This is a genomic window from Solibacillus sp. FSL K6-1781 (assembly GCF_038630735.1).
GTDB classification, from domain to species: Bacteria; Bacillota; Bacilli; order Bacillales_A; family Planococcaceae; genus Solibacillus; species Solibacillus silvestris.
In genome coordinates this window covers 1,380,407-1,398,864 of the sequence record NZ_CP152038.1, presented here as the reverse complement: position 1 = coordinate 1,398,864, position 18,458 = coordinate 1,380,407, and the positions used below count along the sequence as shown (strand labels likewise).

Genomic DNA, 18,458 nt, shown 5'->3' with positions numbered 1-18,458 from the left:
TTCAATTAGTATGTTAGATAATAAACGTGATTAAACCTCTTTCGCCTTCATTTATTAATCTTTCCAGCATGAGGCGCATTCTGTTTTTCGCATGTGTCGGAACACTTTTCATTTTGAAACGAATACTTTCCGTCAATACTTCATGGAGCGGTGTTCCGAATAATTGTGTTTGCCATAATGCCTGACGGTCAAATTCATAAGCATGCTGCAAGTCTTTCAGCAGGTGCTGACTGTGGAATTCAGATCCGATCAACGGCGAGAATTCCGCTTCCATATCAATTCGAATAATATGATAAGAAGGAGCTTTCGCCTTCATACGAACACCATAGAAATTGTTTTGCTCAATCAGCTCCGGCTCGCTCGGATCAAATTCATCCATCGCAGGCAATGTGACACCATAGCCGTGTTCCTTCGCTTGTTCAATCGCATCGCGGAATCTTCGCTGTGCCGCTTTTGCCTCTGAAGCTTCCTTAATAAATAGGAGCCACTCTTTCTTTGTATCGACTGGTTTTTCAAGCCATTCTGTACACGCTTCCTTATAGTAATCGTTGTGAATGTTGACACGTAATGTCGCAATCCCCTGTCCAGCATCAATATTTTCAACGGTACAACTTTCTACAAAATCAATTTCGCGAAGCAGTTGACTTGCTGCTTCCACATCACGGATTTTCATTGCATCATCTTGTAATTGCGCCGTTGCAAATGCCAATGTTTCATTTAAATGGTGAGTATCATCTAAAACATCCAACCAATCCGGTTTTTCAACTTGAATTTCATTCACATTAAACTCAAATAACGCTTCTTGTAAAATAAGCATCACATCGTTCAACTGCATATGTTGAATGGCTGTCGGAATAACAGGAACATCATATTTTTGTGCCAGGGCATTCTGTAAATGTAGTGTTTCAGTAGAATGCGGTGTCGTACTATTGAGAACAATAACGAAAGGCTTTCCAATCTCTGTAAGCTGCTCAATAATTTGCTGTTCCGCTTTTTCTACAGCCGCTCGTGACATGCCGTTTACTGTTCCATCTGTTGTCACAACAATCCCGATATTGGCATGATCCCGAATTACTTTATCCGTACCGATTTTAGCAGCCTCTTGAAACGCTATTGCTTCATTATGCCAAGGTGTTTGCACATACTTCGGTCCTGACTCATCTTCATAGCCTTTTGCGCCATCAATCACATAGCCAACACAATCTACCATTCTAACGCGAAACGGTATTGCACTTTCCCCAAAGGCAACCGTAGTTCCCTGTGCTGGGACAAACTTTGGCTCAGCCGTCATAATTGTAGGTCCAGGTGAGCTTTGAGGAAGTTCATCCATCGCTCGCATGCGGTCCTCGGCATTTTCGATATTAGGTAAAATCACGCCTTCCATTACCTTTTTAACAAACGTCGATTTCCCTACCCTAACCGGTCCTACAACGCCGATATAAAGATCACCATTCGTACGCTCTGCCAATTGCTGAAAAATATGCTCGCTAATTGTATTGCCTCCTTTATATACCGTAATCTTCTCCAATTAGAAGTATTCATTATCAAAACACTATATGTACTGACATTTTTAAATATGAAAAAGGTGTGCAGAAAGATTTAACTTTTTACACACCTTTTTTTGTTTAATTTTCTTTTTTCGTCGGATCATACATAATGACAGGCTCATTGTTTTCATCTACCGTGTACGGCAATGAGTAAGCTGGAACGACCGGGAAGTTTTCCACCAAGATTTCGCGAATGTCTTCTCCCGGCTCCGCTGTTATATTATTGTCTTTCATATACGTATATAAATCGATTGAATAATCGACATACAAGTCCCCTTCAGCAGATACGACAATCGGCAGTTGGTTGTTCGAATAAGGACTTTGTACAGTTATATCTTCTTCATAGCCAATATTCTTAAAATTAACCGTGTAGACATGCTCAACTATTTTATCTTTGAATTGCGGATATGTGGTTCCTTTGAAGCGGATATTAATTTCGCGAATACGTTCCGGTGTGCGTAAATCGACGAGCTTTACTGTCGGATTTTCTTCCGGATCCCAAATAATATATTGAAAAATACCGCCCTTTTCATAGGAATTTGCAGGAGGGGAGCCAATATATTTTGGAACAAGCTTTTCAAAGTCGATTAAGTATTTAATGAAGATGTCTGTATCCTGGTCACGAGTTTTAATCGGAAGAACCCCTGTATCTTCGCGATATTCATTGACCGCACGCTGTACGCTGGCAAGCATATCCACATCCGGCCTTAAACTGGACTGGTCAAAATTTGTCGGTGAGCCGCAGCCGGTCAACACTAAAATGACCAACGACAATAGAACAAACCATTTTGATGATCTCATATTATGTATTTCCTCCTATATTAGTTCGGCCATGTAAGCACGACAAGAACCATTAACAATGTGCCGATAAAAAACATGACATAAGCTACTAATTTCAATAAAAATGACAAAACCATATTATGTACCCACTTACGGACTGCTGTAATAATGAGAATTGATACTAACAGTAAACCAATCGAATAAAAAGAAATCCACATAACATCTAACGCATGCATACTCGCTAATGGGCCACGTGCAGAATTTAAAAGTAAATTTGATAGTGGATTCATGAGCTGCAGATTGTGTTGCACATTAAAACCGCCTTTCCATTTATTGTTGATACCGCTAATAATTATAGCCTTTTCAGGTAAAAAAAAACAGGAGGCATACAAGTATCCCTCCTTATTTGTGACAAATTATTAAATTAATTGGAAATCCTGAAAATATACTAGTTCAGCTCATCTCATCAATTTCGCTTTTTTTCGTCCGCAGCATTAATGATTCAACCAATGCTCTCGGTTCCATATTATTGAACAGCACATCATATAGCGCTGATGTAATTGGCATAGAAACATCGTATTTTTTTGAGAGCTGATATGTCGCCTTCGTTGTCCGTACGCCTTCGACAACCATTCCCATCTCATCCAGTACTTGCTCAAGCTTCATTCCTTTTCCGAGCATATTGCCCGCGCGCCAGTTTCGGGAATGGACACTTGTACATGTAACAATTAAATCGCCCATCCCAGTCAGTCCAGCAAACGTAAATGGGTTGCCCCCCATTTTAACACCTAGCCGGGTAATTTCTGCGAGACCGCGTGTAATCAGGGCAGCCTTTGCGTTATCACCGAAATCAAGTCCATCCGTCATCCCTGCAGCAAGCGCAATAACATTTTTAAGGGCCCCGCCAATTTCAACACCAATTACATCGTCATTCGTGTAAACACGCAAATATTGATTCATAAATAAATCCTGCACTTTTTCTGCAGCTTCTAAGTTTTCGCAAGCAGCAGTTACCGTAGTCGGGTGTTTTAAAACGACTTCCTCCGCGTGAGAAGGACCAGATAAAACAACGATATCACTTACCGCATTTTCAGCAAGGCTTTCTTTCATCAGCTCTGAAATACGCATTAATGTATCCGGCTCAATCCCTTTAGATACATGGACAAATAATGCTTTTTCAGTTAAATACTCCGAAATGTTGCCGCAAACTTCACGAATCCCTTTTGTCGGTACTGCCATAACAATCGTAGAACCGTGTTGCGCTGCCTCTTCTAAATTTGAAGTCGCCTTTAAATTACTTGGCAATATCGTATTCGGCAAATATTTTTTATTTGTATGCTGTTCATTAATCTCAGATGCCTGATCTTCGCGATGCGACCAAATTAACGTATTATGGCCGTTTTCAGCTAAAACAACGGCCAGTGCCGTTCCCCAGGAACCGGCTCCTAAAACTACTACATTTTCCATTAAAAAAACCCCCAATTTCACTTAAAGTCATTTAAAATTTATCCTTCAAGTCAAACCCTATTATGAACAAAAACGCTAGTTCATTTACATAAACTAGCGCTCTTTTTATTGATTTAGTCACGAGCACGTGTAATTAAGCGTATCGGAGTTCCTTCAAAGTCGAAAGTCTCTCGGATACGGTTTTCTAAAAAGCGCTCGTATGAGAAGTGCATCATTTCCGGTTCATTTACGAATACAACGAATGTCGGTGGTTTAATCGCCACTTGTGTTGCGTAGTAAATACGTAAACGACGCCCTTTATCTGTTGGTGCAGGATTACGTGCGATCGAATCTTCAATTACTTCATTTAAAATTGATGATTGAATACGCATTGCGTGGTTTTCACTAACACGCTTAATAATCGGTAAAATATTGTGTACACGCTGTTTTGTTTTAGCAGATACAAACACGATTGGTGCATAATCTAAAAACAGGAAATGCTCACGAATTTGTTCTGTAAAGATATTCATCGTTTTCTCGTCTTTTTCAATCGCATCCCATTTGTTTACAACAATAATGACTGCTTTACCAGCTTCATGTGCATAGCCAGCGATTTTTTTATCCTGTTCCTGAATGCCTTCATCTGCATTCAGAACAACTAAAACAACGTCTGAACGTTCGATTGCGCGCAGTGCACGTAGTACCGAATACTTTTCTGTTGATTCATAGACTTTCCCTTTTTTACGCATACCCGCTGTATCAATAATGACATAATCTTGTCCATCATATGAGTACGGAGAGTCGATTGCATCACGAGTTGTCCCTTGAATTTCACTTACAATAACGCGGTCCTGACCTAAAAAGGCATTCACAAGTGAAGATTTCCCAACATTCGGACGCCCGATTAAAGAGAATTTAATCGTATCATCATCATATTGCTCTTCATCCGGCTGCGGGAAATGTTTCGCACATTCATCCAATAAATCCCCTAAGCCTAATCCGTGCGAACCTGAAATTGGCCAAGGCTCACCGAAACCTAATGAATAGAAGTCATAAATCATATGACGCATATCTGGGTTGTCGATTTTATTAATTGCCAAGACAACCGGTTTTTTTGTTTTATATAAAATTTTTGCTACTTGCTCATCTGCAGCCGTAACACCTTCACGTCCATTAGTCATGAAAATAATAACGTCCGCCTCATCAATCGCAATTTCCGCTTGTTGGCGAATTTGCTCTAAAAACGGCTCGTCTCCAATTTCAATACCACCAGTGTCGATAATATTAAATTCATGTGCTAGCCAATCAGCCGAACTATAAATACGGTCACGTGTTACACCTGGGATATCTTCCACGATCGATACACGTTCTCCAACAATTCTGTTAAAAATTGTCGATTTACCTACGTTCGGACGTCCTACGATGGCGATTACTGGTTTTGTCATCTGTACTTCATCCTTCCAAACTCTTGTCTTTCCGTATTATACACGAATTTGACTATTATATCATTTTTTCACAACATTCAAAATCGATTTCGATTTATCGACAAACTTTTCGAGGTGCATGATTTTCTAAAATACTCAAAAATTATCTAATATATTTTTATTTGTTCGAATAAGTATCCAGCTTTCTAATATATTTCCCGAAAGTTCTAAAATGAATGCCATTTGTTTAAATAATGCTTGCAGTTCTTCTAAAATATCATTTTCTTTTTCCAATAAACATAAATCGTTCTAATAAAATCGCCACACGGCTATACCAATAGATTTCCCAAACAAAAAACCGCCCATATAAGGAATCCTTACATGGGCGGTTTTGATCTTATCATTTTTTAAATCCTTTTAGCTGATCACCGATGACATCGCTGAATGAGAAGCCTTTATTTTCTTCCGGCAGCTCATAATCGAAATCCTCGTCACTCGCTGAATCTTCCTGCAATGCTTTAATGCTCAATGCAAGTCGTTTTTCCGCCTCATTTACCTCAAGTACTTTTACTTCCACCTCTTGACCGTCTTTTAAAACTTCATGTGGTGTCGTAATATGCTTGTGGGAAATTTGAGAAATATGAACAAGTCCTTCTACTCCAGGGAATACTTCTACAAACGCGCCGAATGTAACAAGACGTTTTACAGTACCTGTTAAAATTGCGCCTTTCGAAGCCTTCTCTTCAATGTCTGTCCAAGGACCAGGCAACGTATCTTTGATCGATAATGAAACACGTTCATTCGGAATATCCACTGAAAGCACTTTTACAGTTACGGATTGTCCTTCCTGTAATACCGTCGAAATATCTTCAACATGTTCATGCGCTACTTGTGAAATATGGACTAATCCATCAATGCCGCCCAAATCAATGAACGCACCGAATTTTGCCAAGCGCTGAACTGTACCCTCAAGCATATCACCCTGATGGATGTTTTGAATCACTTGTTGCTTTTTCGACGCTTTTTCTTCATCCAGTACTGCACGATGAGATAAAATGAGTCTGCCTTTTTCTTTATCTAACTCTGTAATTTTTAAACGTAATGTTTTGCCTTTGTAATCCTCAAAATCTTCGACAAAATAATCTTCAACGAGTGAAGCCGGAACGAAACCGCGTACGCCTAAATCGACGACAAGTCCGCCTTTCACTACATCTTTCACTTCTGCTTCGAATACTTCACCAGATTCGAATTTCGCTTTTAAATCATCCCACGCATGTAGTGCATCTACTTTGCGTTTCGATAATACAAAATTCTCTTCTTCAACTTTCGTAATCATAAGCTCTAGCTGATCGCCAACTGAAACTATATCAGAAGCTTTTTCAATGTGTAAGCTTGAAAGTTCGCTAATAGGTATAATCCCGTCGAATGGTGCCCCCTCGACCGAAACCGTTACTGACTTCTCTTCAACCTGTTCAGCAACACCTTTCACAATATCTCCTTCTTGAAATTTTTGGTTTGACCCTAAATTCATTTCCTCAGACATATGTAGCCCTCCTTCACGTATTCCACTTTTATTTTATTCGATAAGTTCTACAAAGACAAAAAATAACCCTTTATTTTCAGAAATTTCGTACGTTAGCTTCATTTTTTAATAACGGTTACTGCATTTTTTGCTGCGCTAATTTCAAAATTTCCTGTGCCGCTTCATCAATTGATAAATTCGTCGTATCTAAAAATAAAGCATCTTCTGCTTGGATGAGCGGTGAGGCTTCACGTTCACTATCAAGCTTGTCCCGTAAAGCAATTTCCTTCTGTAATGATTCGATTGTTGAAGGAATACCGCGGCGTTCATTATCAAGGAAGCGTCGATGTGCACGTTCCTCAACTGTTGCAGACATGTAGATTTTAAGCTCTGCATCTTTGAGTACATGTGTCGCAATATCTCGTCCATCCATTACAACGCCGCCATCAGCAGCCAGCTTTTGCTGCATCGCTACGAGAATTTCACGAATATTCGCGTGTGCCGCAACTTCTGAAACATTTGCTGTAACTTCATTTGAACGTATAGCCTGTGACACATCTTGTCCATCCACAAAAACGAGTTGTCCCTGCTCAGACGGTTGTAATGTAATCGCCGTTTGCTGCAGCATTTTTTCAATCGCTTCTGCGTCATGTAATTGTATGTTTTCTTTCATCGCTTTATACGTCACTGCCCGATACATTGCACCTGTGTCGATATATGTAAATCGAAGTGCTTCGGCTACAATTTTTGCAATGGTACTTTTCCCCGCACCTGCAGGACCATCAATTGCAATTTGAATTTTTTTCATCATAATTAATTCCCTACTTTCCGTTGCTATTGTATCATAACCGAAAAAATTTTTACCTTCTTTACGCTATATTTTTTTGAAAAAAGCTGCTTCTCCAGACATTCCATGTCGTCTTCCATCACATTAGTTTTACTTATTAAAAGAGGGTGGGACATAACCCAAAAATGCCATTTTTCTCTGAGAGAAAAATGGCATTTTTTTGCTGAGCGTAAAAATTGATTTCCATTCCGGGACGCTTTCCGCGGGCGTGAGGCCAACAGGATGTTGGTCACAAAAGCGTTGCCACAGGACGTGGCGTTCTTAGCTTTTGTTCCTAGTCTCAGGCGTCACGCTATTCCCGCAGGAGTCGCCCTTCATTCTAATCAATTTTATAAAATATCCGTTTCTTAATAAGGTTTTTCTCCTTAGTTTATGAAATTTCTACTTCTGTCCCAGCCTCTCTCGCTTATAATTCATTCATTTCTTTCTTGCGGATCATTACTTGTCGTTCGAAGCAAAAACGGACAATTTGCTGCTTATCATAATCATCCGTATCCGTGAAATTCAATGAAGCCATCATCATTTCATTACGATTGAACACGTTCACTACTCTCGCATCTGTTTCTACATATCGAATTTCACCATTTATAAATGGCAGGACGACAAAAGCCTTGACTGTATCACCTTCAGTAAAATTGACCGGTGACTTAATATGAATTAATGACCCTCCAGCGCTAATGTCTTCAGCTGCAAGCTGAAATTTCTGTCCTTCATGTTCAATTGCAATATCTACAGGTGTTTCCACACGAACATATTCGCGACGCTGAATTTTAATAAATTCTTCAGCAGGTGGACATGCAAGCAGTATCATCTGAACATTGCCGCCTTTACGTCCTAAAACTTCCGTATTAAAGCAGTAGCTTTCTTTTTTTTCCGTACTGAATGTTGCACGGAATTGTGCGCCATCAATTAAAAAAGCAATTTTTTTAGTTGCCGTATTAATTGGATAATCGATAAAAATCATATTGTCCTGTCGATCGACAACACGACATTTAAATTTTTCGACCCTTTCCGTATAGGTTGGCTCCAGCGTTAGTTGCGTTCCAATTTTTAGTTCCATTTGCCTCTCCCCATAAGAAATTATTCATACTTTATTATCTCATGGGAATGTAAATATAGCTATATTTTTACAATTAATTTCACTGGACCTCGCACCTGATTCAAGGTACTAAAACACTTTTTCATTTTTAATTACTTCATGTGTTTCCGCATCGATTACAACACGATACGTATCCTGTGTCTTATTGTCGAGCCTTGCAATAACCTCATAACATTTACGAAGTTCCAGATTTCCATTGCCTGTATAAATTTTTTGCACTTGTTCAACACCTACATGATCAGCAAAAAATTTATCCCAATCTATCGATACTTCGCTTTGTTCTTTAATTTTTTCTTCCTGAATATATTCCATTGCATTGACACCTAAAATCTCCGCGTTATCCTTCGCAATTTTCACTTGAATACTATCCGGGTAAATTAAAGCTTCATCATCTCCATACACTCTTGTAAATACGAGATGCCATGCTTCATGATTTTCTCGTGATTCGGAAAGCTTCACATCAGTGTATCCCACTTTATTCATAAAACTTTTTGCCGTATTTAAAATTTCTTCATGTGAACGCGCATCTTTTTTAACCGGTCGTTCAAGCAGGAACGAAAGAAGATGGCCTCCACTTTCCGTTATGTCGGCATACCCGATTTTGGAACCATGGATAAATTGAATATGATAGAACGGGTATGGTGCATCATCACTGCTTTTCGTAACCGTTACAATCGAATCGTCGATATTCGGGAAGAAGTTTTTAAATTTTTGAATGGCTTCGTTTTTCGTAATTTTTTTATCTTTTAAATGCTGTAATTCACGCTTTTTTTCATAGTCCGATTCACTCGCCGTTAACGGAAAATCGGTTTCATTATATGTTTTCAATTGTTTTGATACGTTCATAAATGGTGAATCTTTAAGATTGGTCGTTTGATTCGTTGACCATTTTTTTAAATTACCATCATTTTCATAAAATGCGACTGTGGCAATATTCCATTCCTCTGCGAAAGAATGTAAATTGGAAGCAACCGTTCCCATTTTATTGCGCCAGTTTTCGTAGTCTCCCGTAGCAGCCGCTTGTTTTGCATTATCACCGATTTTCCCTAAATAACGCATCCATTCATTTTGAACTTCTGCCTGGATCGGCAAATTCGCGACAGTTTTTCTTAAATCACTGCTCATCCGCCAAATGGAATCCAATTCATTATTTAATGCTTTTTCATCCTTAAAGAGTAAAGATTGTTCCACTGTTGTATGCAATGTCGATAACTTTTCAGTCGCTGCCGAGAGATCCCTTGATTGGGTAGCATAAACAGCTCGCTCCAAATCTTTATTCTGTGTAAATAAATCAAAGGATACAAAAGCTAATATAACAACAAATAAACCTAATAAATATGCAAATTTTTTCATGTTTTTACCCCCGCCTATAAGCAGAAAATATGCTCACCAATTTGTTTGATTTGAGGTCTCGACCAAATCCATTTACTCGTCGCTGTAACAGGATTAAAATAATACAATGCATTCTCGGATGGGTCCCAGCCGTTGATCGCATCCAGTACTGCCTGTTTGGCACGTTCATTTGGAGTAAGCCAAATCTGACCGTCCGCAACCGCTGTGAAAGCTAACGGCTGGAAAATAATTTCCGAAATCGTATCAGGAAATTCAGGGGATTCCAAACGATTCAAAATTACAGCTGCAACAGCAACTTGTCCTTCATACGGCTCGCCTCGCGCTTCCCCATACACTGCATTCGCTAAAATTTGCAAGTCCTGTTCTGTATAGCCTGGCGGCAGCTGCATGGAGGTTGTATTATTTGCACTTGTACCGCCATTTCCGCCTTTTTTCACCTGGTTTTCCAATGCTATTCCGCCATAATACGTAAAGCTGTTCCCTGCATTGATTTGTTTATGAACCCATGCTTTATCAAAATCCGAATTATTTTCAAGCTTTTCCTTCGTCGACCTTCCGGCAATTCCGTCTACAGGTAGCCCGTACTGCTCCTGAAAATTACGAAGCGCCCAATACGTTCCGTAACCAAATTTCCCGTCAATTTTTCCATTATAGTAACTTAAATATTGAAGTCGTGCCTGTAACTCGATTACATCGTCACCAAATGCACCCCGTTGCACATCCTGACCTGAAAATGCAAATGTATGACTTACAAAACTACTTGATATAATGAATACGAACAAGACGATTTTTTTCACTGACATTTCCACTCCTTTTTCAGTAGGATGGAGAAATTTGAAAAGTTTATACATTGTAAAGTTGCTTTTTTAAGTCTATTGAAAATATTTTCTTTACTCGTTTTTCGTTTGCTAATAAGATTTTTTACATAGAAAAAGGTTTGCTACAAAAACATTTGTAACAAACCTTTAATAAATGATTGCTATAGGATAAAGTGAAACTTCAATTTCGAGGCAGATAAATTACTACCCGTTACTGCGGGATAAATGTTCAATTAGATGTTCGTGTGCCTGCTTTACTTTGCGTAAAGCAAATGTCCATAAGAACAGCATAAACGGCAGCATCGCATACAAGAAGTATTCTTCTAACATTAATATTGAGTTATAGATAACATGAAGTCCAACAGGTGCAAAGAGTGCAAGGGCGATATACCTCTTCTGTATTTCGTCACTTGAAAACTTCCCTTTTCCGTAATAGTAACCCATGACTACACCGAACAACGCATGACTCGATACCGGCAATAATGCACGCATAAAAGCTTGATCTATCCCGAAAGATAGTAAATAGATGACGTTTTCCACAGTAGCAAAGCCTAATGAAACAGCTGCACCATACAAAATTCCGTCATAAGGATCATCAAACTCAATATGGCGTAAGATTACGGCAAGAATAATGAGCCATTTCACAAATTCTTCTATCGAACTGGTAAATACGGCATTGATAAAGAATGGATTCGAAAATGTCTGTTCTTCTTTTATAACGAACTGTATAAATAAAACGGGGAATGTAATAACCCCGCCATATATGAAGGAATGCATTAATGTACGCCGTGGCTCGGTATCCATCTCATTGCGTAAATAAAAGTAGCTTAAAAGGGCTAAACCCGGCGCAATCGCTGCTGATAAAAGTATAAACATCATGCCGGCTCCTTTCGATTCTAGGCTCTTATTAGTATAGCACTATTTTTTTCAATGCAGTGTAGCATACCCATTTTTTGTCTAGAAAATATAAAAACTCGGCTACTTTCACACCGAGTTTTTATTGTTAATGCATAAATGTATCAAAGTTCTTATTACCGTTTGCAATCATTAACAGGAGCTTGAGGCGTGCTTTTTTCGGATCAAAGTCCCCGCCCATAATGACACCGGCATCCTTCAAATAATTCGCACTACTGTAATAATCATAAGTCGGGAAAACACGCCCTTCTTCTGTCGATGTCGTCAATACAACTTTCGTTCCTTTTTGGCATAGCTTTTCGATCGCGCCCATCATTTTTGGGGCAACTTGACCTCGACCGGCACCGACAAGCACCACACCTTCAACATTTGCTTCGTAAAGGGCATCCAAAATAATAGAACTTGCTCCAAGGTAGGCAAATACAATCTCGACAGCAGGATAGCTTTCTTTTATTTCATATACTTCTTTATGGGTTGGCTTCTGGTATATAATTACCTCGTCGTTATCAATAAATCCAAGCATGCCATAGCCAATTGCCCCAAAGCCGTTAATACTTGATGAGTGCATCTTCTTTACGTATTTGGAATGAATGATCTTTTCATTAAAGACGACGCAAACCCCTATATTTTTTGCTTCTTCATTTGAAGCAACCAATAATGAATTACGCAGATTGGAATAAACATCTGTACCAATATCGCCAGGTGATTTTTGTGAGCCCGTTACAATAATTGGACGTTCATCATGAATTGTCAGCTCTAAAAAGTAGGCTGTCTCCTCTAAGCTGTCTGTACCATGCGTAATGACAATTCCGCTCACCGATTGATCATTAAAAACATTTTTAATCGTTTGATTCAGTAAATTTAAATTTTCAAATGTCATATGCATCGATGGGATTTGATAGAGATCAATCAATTCAATATCCATCTCATTTTCCAGCTGGCACATTGATAAAATGGCTTGGCCATCCAGTTTGCCGGACTCGAGTTTGTTTTTATTATTGCGAGTACTCGCAATCGTTCCGCCTGTCGTAATAAGCACTACTTTTTTCTTCACAATATTCACCCCTTATGTAGTTTGACGAGCAATTTTTTGAGCAATCAAATTCCCATGAAAGCGACCATTTTCTATAAAGATTTCATTTGCATTATTTCCTGCAGCGATGACACCGGCAATAAATAAATTTTGTACATTTGTTTCCATTGTTTCGGGATCGAATGTCGGTCTTCCTGTTTGTTCATCAATTTCGACGCCCATTTCACGGATGAAGCGGTGGTCAGGATGATAACCGGTCATTGCAAATACGATATCATTATCAATTGTTTCTTTTTGGCCGGCTATTTCGACAATGACTTCGTTTTCTCTAATTTCTTTCACTTCTGTATTAAAGTGCATCGTAATTTCTCCTTCTCGGACAAGACCTAAAAATTCCGGCAATACCCATGGCTTAATGCTGGCAGAATAATCATTGCCCCGATAGATAACCGTCACATGTGCACCTGCTTTATTGAGTTCCAATGCCGCATCAATTGCAGAGTTTTTCCCGCCGATCACTAACACATTCAAATCAAAAAACGGGTGTCCTTCTTTAAAATAATGATGAACTTTCGGCAAACTTTCTCCAGGTATATGCAAATAATTTGGATGATCGTAATAGCCTGTTGCAATGACTACATACGGTGTTTCATAGCTGTCTTTGTCTGTCTTGACATTGAATATACCATCCACCTTTTTAACACTTTCCACTTTTTCAAAACGGTTCACAAGAAGTTTTTTTGCCTTCACCACTTCACGATAATAGACAAGCGCCTGATTGCGTTTTGGTTTTCGTTGTTCAATAATAAACGGTACATCACCGATAGCCAGTTTTTCACTTGTACTAAAAAAAGTTTGATGTGTCGGATAATTGTATATCGCATTGACAATATTACCTTTTTCGATAATGACTGGGGTCAATCCAATATTTTGTAGTTCAATCGCTGCAGCTAATCCACAAGGACCTCCACCAACAATGATCGCTTCTACCTTTTGCATACTAACATCTCCTTATTCCAATTCCTATAGATCGCTATTTACTTATTCCAATTCCCCTTGCTCAAATTTAATTGTAATAAGATGACTTTCCGGTTTAGCACAGAGGCGCAACGGGACAAGAGTCGTACCATACCCATTGCTGACAAGTTCATAGCGGTTTTTGATTTTTTTAAAATATCCGTGTGGCTGCAATCCAAATTTCCCAAGGCGGATTTGCCCTCCATGTAAATGTGCTCCAATACTGAGCAGTGGCTGAAACTGCTTATGTACTTTGCCGAACAACTCCGGGTTATGTGCAATGAAAACGGTATTCTTTTCTTCACATTGCTCAATTGCACGCTGGATATTTTGTTCTCCCGGACGATATGAGACCGCGCTGACTGACACATCATTTTTACTTTCCAGCTTGACTGACCCATTCTCTATAATACGAATATGATGGTCTGCAAGTAGTTGTCGCAGCTTTTGTTCGCCGAATTCGATATCATTATTTCCCCATATAAAATAGGTAGGGCCCAGTTTTTTGAGCGTACGGATATTGTGAAGTACTGTTTCTTCAGAAGTCCGGCGATCGACAAAATCTCCTCCTATAAAGACAGCCTGTATCTTTTGATCAATCGAATCAATCATTGTCTCATTAATTTTGCGCACATGTGTATCCGATATAAAAAAAAGGTTGATTGTTTCACTGTCGCCTGTTGCCTTCACTTCATGTGAGCGGATATTGTTTTCATGCCCTTCTTTATACATATAGAGAAGCACTAAAATACATACGATTCCAATAATACTTATTATGACCATACACGGTCCTCCAATTCAAAAAAGACTAATTATACAATAGCCTTCTTTAACGTTTTGATAACCATTAATTTAGCATAGTGTTTATAAAGTTTGCTAAAATAATAAATTTCCTTCATAAAGAAAAAGACGAGAGCCGGAACGGTTCGTCTTTTTACTAGTCGTTATACAAGATAGAAAAAATTATGGAACAATTACTAAAACCTGCCCCGTCGCAATACTGTCGGATGATAAATTGTTGGCAGCTTTTATTTTATTAACATATTCAGGACTACCATTGCCGTAGTACTTTAATGCAATACGGTATAAATTGTCAGTCGATTGTACAGTATGTGTTTTTTGCTGTGCTTTAGCCGCTTCCTGAGCCGCTTTTTTCTTCGCTTCCTGCTCTTTAGCTTTAGCTGCTGCTACTTTCTGTGCTTCTTCCGCCTTTTTTATTTCCTCTGCTTCTTTTGCCGCTTTTTCTTTTGCGATTCGTGCTTCCGCCTTTTTCGCTTCTTCAGCAGCTAATTTTTCTTTTTCCGCTTTCGCCTCATCCACTTCGGCTGTATTGTCATCCTTTTTTTCTTCTTTTTCTTCGTCATCGTTAGTAGCAGATGGCTGTGTTTTCGGATCCTGCTTTTGAATCTCCACTACTAAGTCGTCCTTCTTATCCGCATTTACGTTTTCACTTGCAGATGTGTTCGGTTCATAGATCAACCACACATAAGCTAAAATAACTAAAGGAATAAAAATTAAGACAACTGTTAAAACCGTCATAATTGGGTTTGTTTGTTTTTTTCCGCTTTTCTTTCGATGTCGGCTAACACGTGACATTTTTGTACCTGACTCGTTATGTAGGTCAATCTCTTGACGATGCTCCTCTACCTTTTCCCGGTAATCTTCTTTTGTCATGGCCTGCACCCCTCCAACTACTAAAAATTATAACTTTATTATGACCAATTTCTACATAAAAGTAAACGGTTCGATAGTAGATTAAGAGTTTATTAACAATATTTTCTTGAGGCGATGTTGCCAATTTGTCATTTTAATCATAGTTTTTGAAATATCTCTCTCTTCCACAAGTTCAGAAATTTCAATTCCGCAGTTGGAACAACAATATTCCTGCTGCTTTTTTAATTGTTGACCAAAGTATTGAACTACTTGCTTACGCATACAATCCGAATGTTTAATAAGCTTTAATACGAGCTGAACTTCTTCATATTTCTTTATCTGTAAATTCATCATCCGGCTCTTTACTTCCTCAGCTGATTCACGTGCCAGCCAATAACTTAATACACGGAAAACCACTTCTGACATTTCGCCATTTGCAAGCAATGACTGCGGCTGTTCCCCAGTGGCCATCACTTCAGTAAATCGGTCTACATGTATATTTTTAGGCAAATCTTCTGACGCAATAAACTTTGCAAATTGCTCATCTCCCTCACAATATAACAAAAAAGCAACTGCTTTCTTGCCATCTCGACCCGCCCGGCCAATTTCCTGCATATAATTCGATAACGTTGCAGGCATTGTTTCATGAATGACTTGACGGACGTTCTCTTTATGGACACCCATACCAAATGCATTTGTCGCAACAATCCATTCAAGATGTCCGGCTAAAAATTGTTGCTGTATAAACTGACGGTCCTGTGCTTCCTTACCGGCATGATAAGCGGCCGCTGAAATATTTTGCTGTAAAAGCTGTAAACTGATTGCTTCTGCTTTTGAGCGGGATTGTGTATAAATGATGCCTGGACCGGCTGTATTTTTCACATGTTCAATAATCCATTCAATCTTTTCTTCACGCTCTGAAAACAACTTTTTTACTAAATGAATATTTTCCCTGTTTACAGCGTGCACGTAGTGAAAAGGTGATTTCATTTTCAGATAGGATTGGATATCTTCTAATACGGTATCTGTTGCTGTGGCAGATAACGCGAGTATAGGGGGACGGTTCGTTTCCGATAATATTTCGCCAATCCGTAAATAGTCCGGACGAAAATCAAACCCCCACTGTGAAATACAATGTGCTTCATCTGCAACAATCAAAGAAAGTTCCATCTCCTGAATCCGCGCCTTTACTTGAGGCTGCAATAGCATTTCGGGAGAAGCGAAAATAAACCGGTACTCGTCCAAAAAGTGAAGTGCATATCTTTTCTGGTCCACCGATAGAAATGAATTTAATGCAACAACCCGTTTTTCCCCCATTTGCTTTAGCTGATCGACCTGGTCTTGCATGAGCGATAAAAGCGGCGACACAATAAGTACCGGTTTTTCAAATAAATAGCCCGGCAGCTGGTAACATAGAGACTTCCCCATGCCGGTCGGTAAAATGGCAACAACATCTTTGCCATCCATAATATTTCTTATAATCTCTTCTTGCCCTGGCCGGAATGCATCATATCCGAAATATTGCTTTAAGGCACTTTGTAATTTCATGTAGGGGACGCTCCTTTCGCCAACGTTAGCCGCAATTGAAAATAGCTGAGTTGCGGTAGTAATTCCTTTAATGTTTTTAATCGTTTCGTATCGTAATTTTCGACTGCATCCAAAATTTGTTTCTGTTCTTCATTTGTTACAAATGGTTCGATTGAAAAGTTCGGTTCATTCATCGCAAGCTCGACAATATGATCTTCAATCGTACTCATTTTCAATCGTCGAATATGACTGATTTCTTCCAATGTTCTACCCGCTCTGTATAACTGGGCGGTTGAGTTGGTCGAAGCAGTCAATACTACTTCCACTCGTATATTTTGCATGATTTCATTTAATAGTGGGTATTGTGATTTTTCACGGTACAACTCATTTAACCAAGTATGCAATGCACTTATATAATGCAGCTGAACATCCATTTCCTGCATGTTGTAGCCAAAAGCAAGTTGTTGCCACGTAAATCCGGGTTCATTATAGCCTGTCAGTCGATACATGAGTATATCTTTCATATTTTCTTCTATTGCGCTTTTGGACAAACTCGCCGTCATTTCGCTGTAAATCGCCTGTTGCAGCATGCCGTTCTGATAGTGGTGGCGAACTAAAAACTGGCGTACCCATTGCTGTGTCTGTTCGTTTTTTTCAATCGGTATAAATGCCTTTTTATGATGCTGCTGGTGTGACAGGCTTTGGATAATAAGCGCAAGTCTGCCGAAAAATACATGTTCATTGCCACGGTAATGCCAGCCATCAAAAGAAAGAGACAGCGGTTGAACCGCAAGTTGTTTTCCTTGTTCGGTCATTGTATAAAAACCGTTTTCTTCTATTATAATAATACTCTTGGCAAACATGAGATCAATTTGCTCATCAAATTTATGACGGGCTAGTTTTGGGAGCAGCCCAAAGTAGGAATATAAATTAAAGAGCCCTACATCATGAATTGTCTGACCCGACCGCTTACCCTTCAGTAGATGATAGGTGGCGGAAACAGTACGTTCCTGTTGAAAAGTATGTAGAATTTTTAAAAGAATTTGTTGGATTAGCATATCAAATCCCCCATTTTAGTAGTATTAGGTTGAAAAGTACTGAAAACAGCATTAGAATAAGTAAGAGCTTTATGGAAACGAACGGATAAAGGAGAGGTAACAATGCCAAAATATACTATCGTAGATAAAGATACTTGTATCGCTTGTGGCGCTTGTGGCGCTGCTGCACCAGATATTTATGATTATGATGATGAAGGAATCGCTTTCGTTATTTTAGATGATAACATGGGTACTGCTGAAGTTCCAGAAGATCTACTAGAAGATATGCAAGATGCATTTGAAGGCTGTCCAACAGATTCTATTAAAGTTGCAGATGAAACATTCGACGGCGACTCGCTAAAATTCGAATAGTTTATAAACGAAACGATTCTTTTTCAAGGATCGTTTTTTATTTTGCCCTATTTTTCTCATTGCGCATC

At 39.0% G+C, this 18,458-nt stretch carries 18 protein-coding genes; 1 reads left to right on the top strand and 17 read right to left on the bottom strand.

The window, feature by feature from the left end; genetic code table 11:
* Window positions 1-13 precede the first annotated feature (13 nt).
* The 17 genes from spoIVA to MHH37_RS06765 all read right to left on the bottom strand — a co-directional run bounded on the left by spoIVA (window position 14) and on the right by MHH37_RS06765 (window position 18,039).
* A complete protein-coding gene (spoIVA, locus tag MHH37_RS06845) occupies window positions 14-1,528 on the bottom strand; it encodes a stage IV sporulation protein A (protein ID WP_008404922.1) in 1,515 nt (504 codons plus the stop codon).
* Window positions 1,529-1,625: 97 nt separating this feature from the next.
* A complete protein-coding gene (locus tag MHH37_RS06840) occupies window positions 1,626-2,348 on the bottom strand; it encodes a hypothetical protein (RefSeq protein ID WP_008404923.1) in 723 nt (240 codons plus the stop codon).
* A gap of 20 nt (window positions 2,349-2,368) precedes the next feature.
* Entirely contained in the window at window positions 2,369-2,638 is a 270-nt protein-coding gene (locus MHH37_RS06835; RefSeq protein WP_008404924.1) for a DUF2768 domain-containing protein, read from the bottom strand.
* Window positions 2,639-2,780: 142 nt separating this feature from the next.
* The gene (locus MHH37_RS06830) at window positions 2,781-3,794 is read right to left on the bottom strand and encodes an NAD(P)H-dependent glycerol-3-phosphate dehydrogenase (RefSeq protein ID WP_008404925.1); all 1,014 of its coding nucleotides are present in this window, start codon (window positions 3,792-3,794) and stop codon (window positions 2,781-2,783) included.
* 113 nt (window positions 3,795-3,907) lie between these two features.
* Window positions 3,908-5,218, bottom strand: coding sequence for a ribosome biogenesis GTPase Der (gene der / locus MHH37_RS06825; protein ID WP_008404927.1), 1,311 nt, complete (start codon window positions 5,216-5,218; stop codon window positions 3,908-3,910).
* Between the two features lie 379 nt (window positions 5,219-5,597).
* A complete protein-coding gene (gene rpsA / locus MHH37_RS06820; RefSeq protein ID WP_008404928.1) occupies window positions 5,598-6,740 on the bottom strand; it encodes a 30S ribosomal protein S1 in 1,143 nt (380 codons plus the stop codon).
* Between the two features lie 115 nt (window positions 6,741-6,855).
* Window positions 6,856-7,530: a (d)CMP kinase gene (gene cmk, locus MHH37_RS06815; protein WP_008404929.1), complete on the bottom strand. Its 675-nt coding sequence runs from the start codon at window positions 7,528-7,530 to the stop codon at window positions 6,856-6,858.
* 442 nt (window positions 7,531-7,972) lie between these two features.
* A complete protein-coding gene (locus MHH37_RS06810) occupies window positions 7,973-8,626 on the bottom strand; it encodes a flagellar brake domain-containing protein (RefSeq protein WP_008404930.1) in 654 nt (217 codons plus the stop codon).
* A gap of 108 nt (window positions 8,627-8,734) precedes the next feature.
* Entirely contained in the window at window positions 8,735-10,018 is a 1,284-nt protein-coding gene (locus tag MHH37_RS06805) for a PepSY1/2 domain-containing protein (protein WP_342575546.1), read from the bottom strand.
* Window positions 10,019-10,032: 14 nt separating this feature from the next.
* Window positions 10,033-10,815 carry a spore cortex-lytic enzyme gene (sleB, locus tag MHH37_RS06800; protein WP_014824314.1) on the bottom strand — a complete coding sequence of 261 codons (783 nt, stop codon included), beginning with the start codon at window positions 10,813-10,815 and terminating at the stop codon, window positions 10,033-10,035.
* Between the two features lie 225 nt (window positions 10,816-11,040).
* Window positions 11,041-11,712, bottom strand: coding sequence for a glutamic-type intramembrane protease PrsW (gene prsW / locus MHH37_RS06795; RefSeq protein ID WP_342575544.1), 672 nt, complete (start codon window positions 11,710-11,712; stop codon window positions 11,041-11,043).
* Window positions 11,713-11,839: 127 nt separating this feature from the next.
* Window positions 11,840-12,805 (bottom strand): asparaginase, encoded by a 966-nt coding sequence (locus MHH37_RS06790; protein WP_008404935.1) that lies wholly within the window; start codon window positions 12,803-12,805, stop codon window positions 11,840-11,842.
* A 12-nt stretch (window positions 12,806-12,817) separates the two neighbouring features.
* The gene (locus MHH37_RS06785; RefSeq protein ID WP_342575543.1) at window positions 12,818-13,783 is read right to left on the bottom strand and encodes a YpdA family putative bacillithiol disulfide reductase; all 966 of its coding nucleotides are present in this window, start codon (window positions 13,781-13,783) and stop codon (window positions 12,818-12,820) included.
* A 42-nt stretch (window positions 13,784-13,825) separates the two neighbouring features.
* Window positions 13,826-14,584 carry a metallophosphoesterase family protein gene (locus tag MHH37_RS06780; RefSeq protein ID WP_342575542.1) on the bottom strand — a complete coding sequence of 253 codons (759 nt, stop codon included), beginning with the start codon at window positions 14,582-14,584 and terminating at the stop codon, window positions 13,826-13,828.
* A gap of 180 nt (window positions 14,585-14,764) precedes the next feature.
* Window positions 14,765-15,475, bottom strand: a complete 711-nt coding sequence (locus MHH37_RS06775; protein ID WP_342575540.1) for a LysM peptidoglycan-binding domain-containing protein — start codon at window positions 15,473-15,475, stop codon at window positions 14,765-14,767.
* Window positions 15,476-15,556: 81 nt separating this feature from the next.
* Window positions 15,557-17,002 carry an ATP-dependent DNA helicase RecQ gene (locus MHH37_RS06770; RefSeq protein ID WP_342575536.1) on the bottom strand — a complete coding sequence of 482 codons (1,446 nt, stop codon included), beginning with the start codon at window positions 17,000-17,002 and terminating at the stop codon, window positions 15,557-15,559.
* Window positions 16,999-18,039, bottom strand: a complete 1,041-nt coding sequence (locus tag MHH37_RS06765; RefSeq protein WP_342575534.1) for a helix-turn-helix domain-containing protein — start codon at window positions 18,037-18,039, stop codon at window positions 16,999-17,001. Before MHH37_RS06765 ends, MHH37_RS06770 begins: the two co-directional genes overlap by 4 nt.
* Window positions 18,040-18,141: 102 nt before the next feature.
* On the opposite strand from MHH37_RS06765, the gene MHH37_RS06760 reads away from it, so the two are divergent.
* Window positions 18,142-18,390 carry a ferredoxin gene (locus tag MHH37_RS06760; RefSeq protein WP_008404945.1) on the top strand — a complete coding sequence of 83 codons (249 nt, stop codon included), beginning with the start codon at window positions 18,142-18,144 and terminating at the stop codon, window positions 18,388-18,390.
* Window positions 18,391-18,458: the final 68 nt, after the last annotated feature.

Coding starts and splice junctions, on each gene's coding strand:
- cmk (WP_008404929.1), bottom strand. CDS start 7,530: ATGATGAAAAAAATTCAAATTGCAATTGATGGTCCTGCAGGTGCGGGG.
- der (WP_008404927.1), bottom strand. CDS start 5,218: ATGACAAAACCAGTAATCGCCATCGTAGGACGTCCGAACGTAGGTAAA.
- MHH37_RS06765 (WP_342575534.1), bottom strand. CDS start 18,039: ATGCTAATCCAACAAATTCTTTTAAAAATTCTACATACTTTTCAACAG.
- MHH37_RS06830 (WP_008404925.1), bottom strand. CDS start 3,794: ATGGAAAATGTAGTAGTTTTAGGAGCCGGTTCCTGGGGAACGGCACTG.
- MHH37_RS06810 (WP_008404930.1), bottom strand. CDS start 8,626: ATGGAACTAAAAATTGGAACGCAACTAACGCTGGAGCCAACCTATACG.
- MHH37_RS06780 (WP_342575542.1), bottom strand. CDS start 14,584: ATGGTCATAATAAGTATTATTGGAATCGTATGTATTTTAGTGCTTCTC.
- MHH37_RS06785 (WP_342575543.1), bottom strand. CDS start 13,783: ATGCAAAAGGTAGAAGCGATCATTGTTGGTGGAGGTCCTTGTGGATTA.
- MHH37_RS06775 (WP_342575540.1), bottom strand. CDS start 15,475: ATGACAAAAGAAGATTACCGGGAAAAGGTAGAGGAGCATCGTCAAGAG.
- prsW (WP_342575544.1), bottom strand. CDS start 11,712: ATGTTTATACTTTTATCAGCAGCGATTGCGCCGGGTTTAGCCCTTTTA.
- MHH37_RS06760 (WP_008404945.1), top strand. CDS start 18,142: ATGCCAAAATATACTATCGTAGATAAAGATACTTGTATCGCTTGTGGC.
- MHH37_RS06805 (WP_342575546.1), bottom strand. CDS start 10,018: ATGAAAAAATTTGCATATTTATTAGGTTTATTTGTTGTTATATTAGCT.
- rpsA (WP_008404928.1), bottom strand. CDS start 6,740: ATGTCTGAGGAAATGAATTTAGGGTCAAACCAAAAATTTCAAGAAGGA.
- MHH37_RS06840 (WP_008404923.1), bottom strand. CDS start 2,348: ATGAGATCATCAAAATGGTTTGTTCTATTGTCGTTGGTCATTTTAGTG.
- MHH37_RS06770 (WP_342575536.1), bottom strand. CDS start 17,002: ATGAAATTACAAAGTGCCTTAAAGCAATATTTCGGATATGATGCATTC.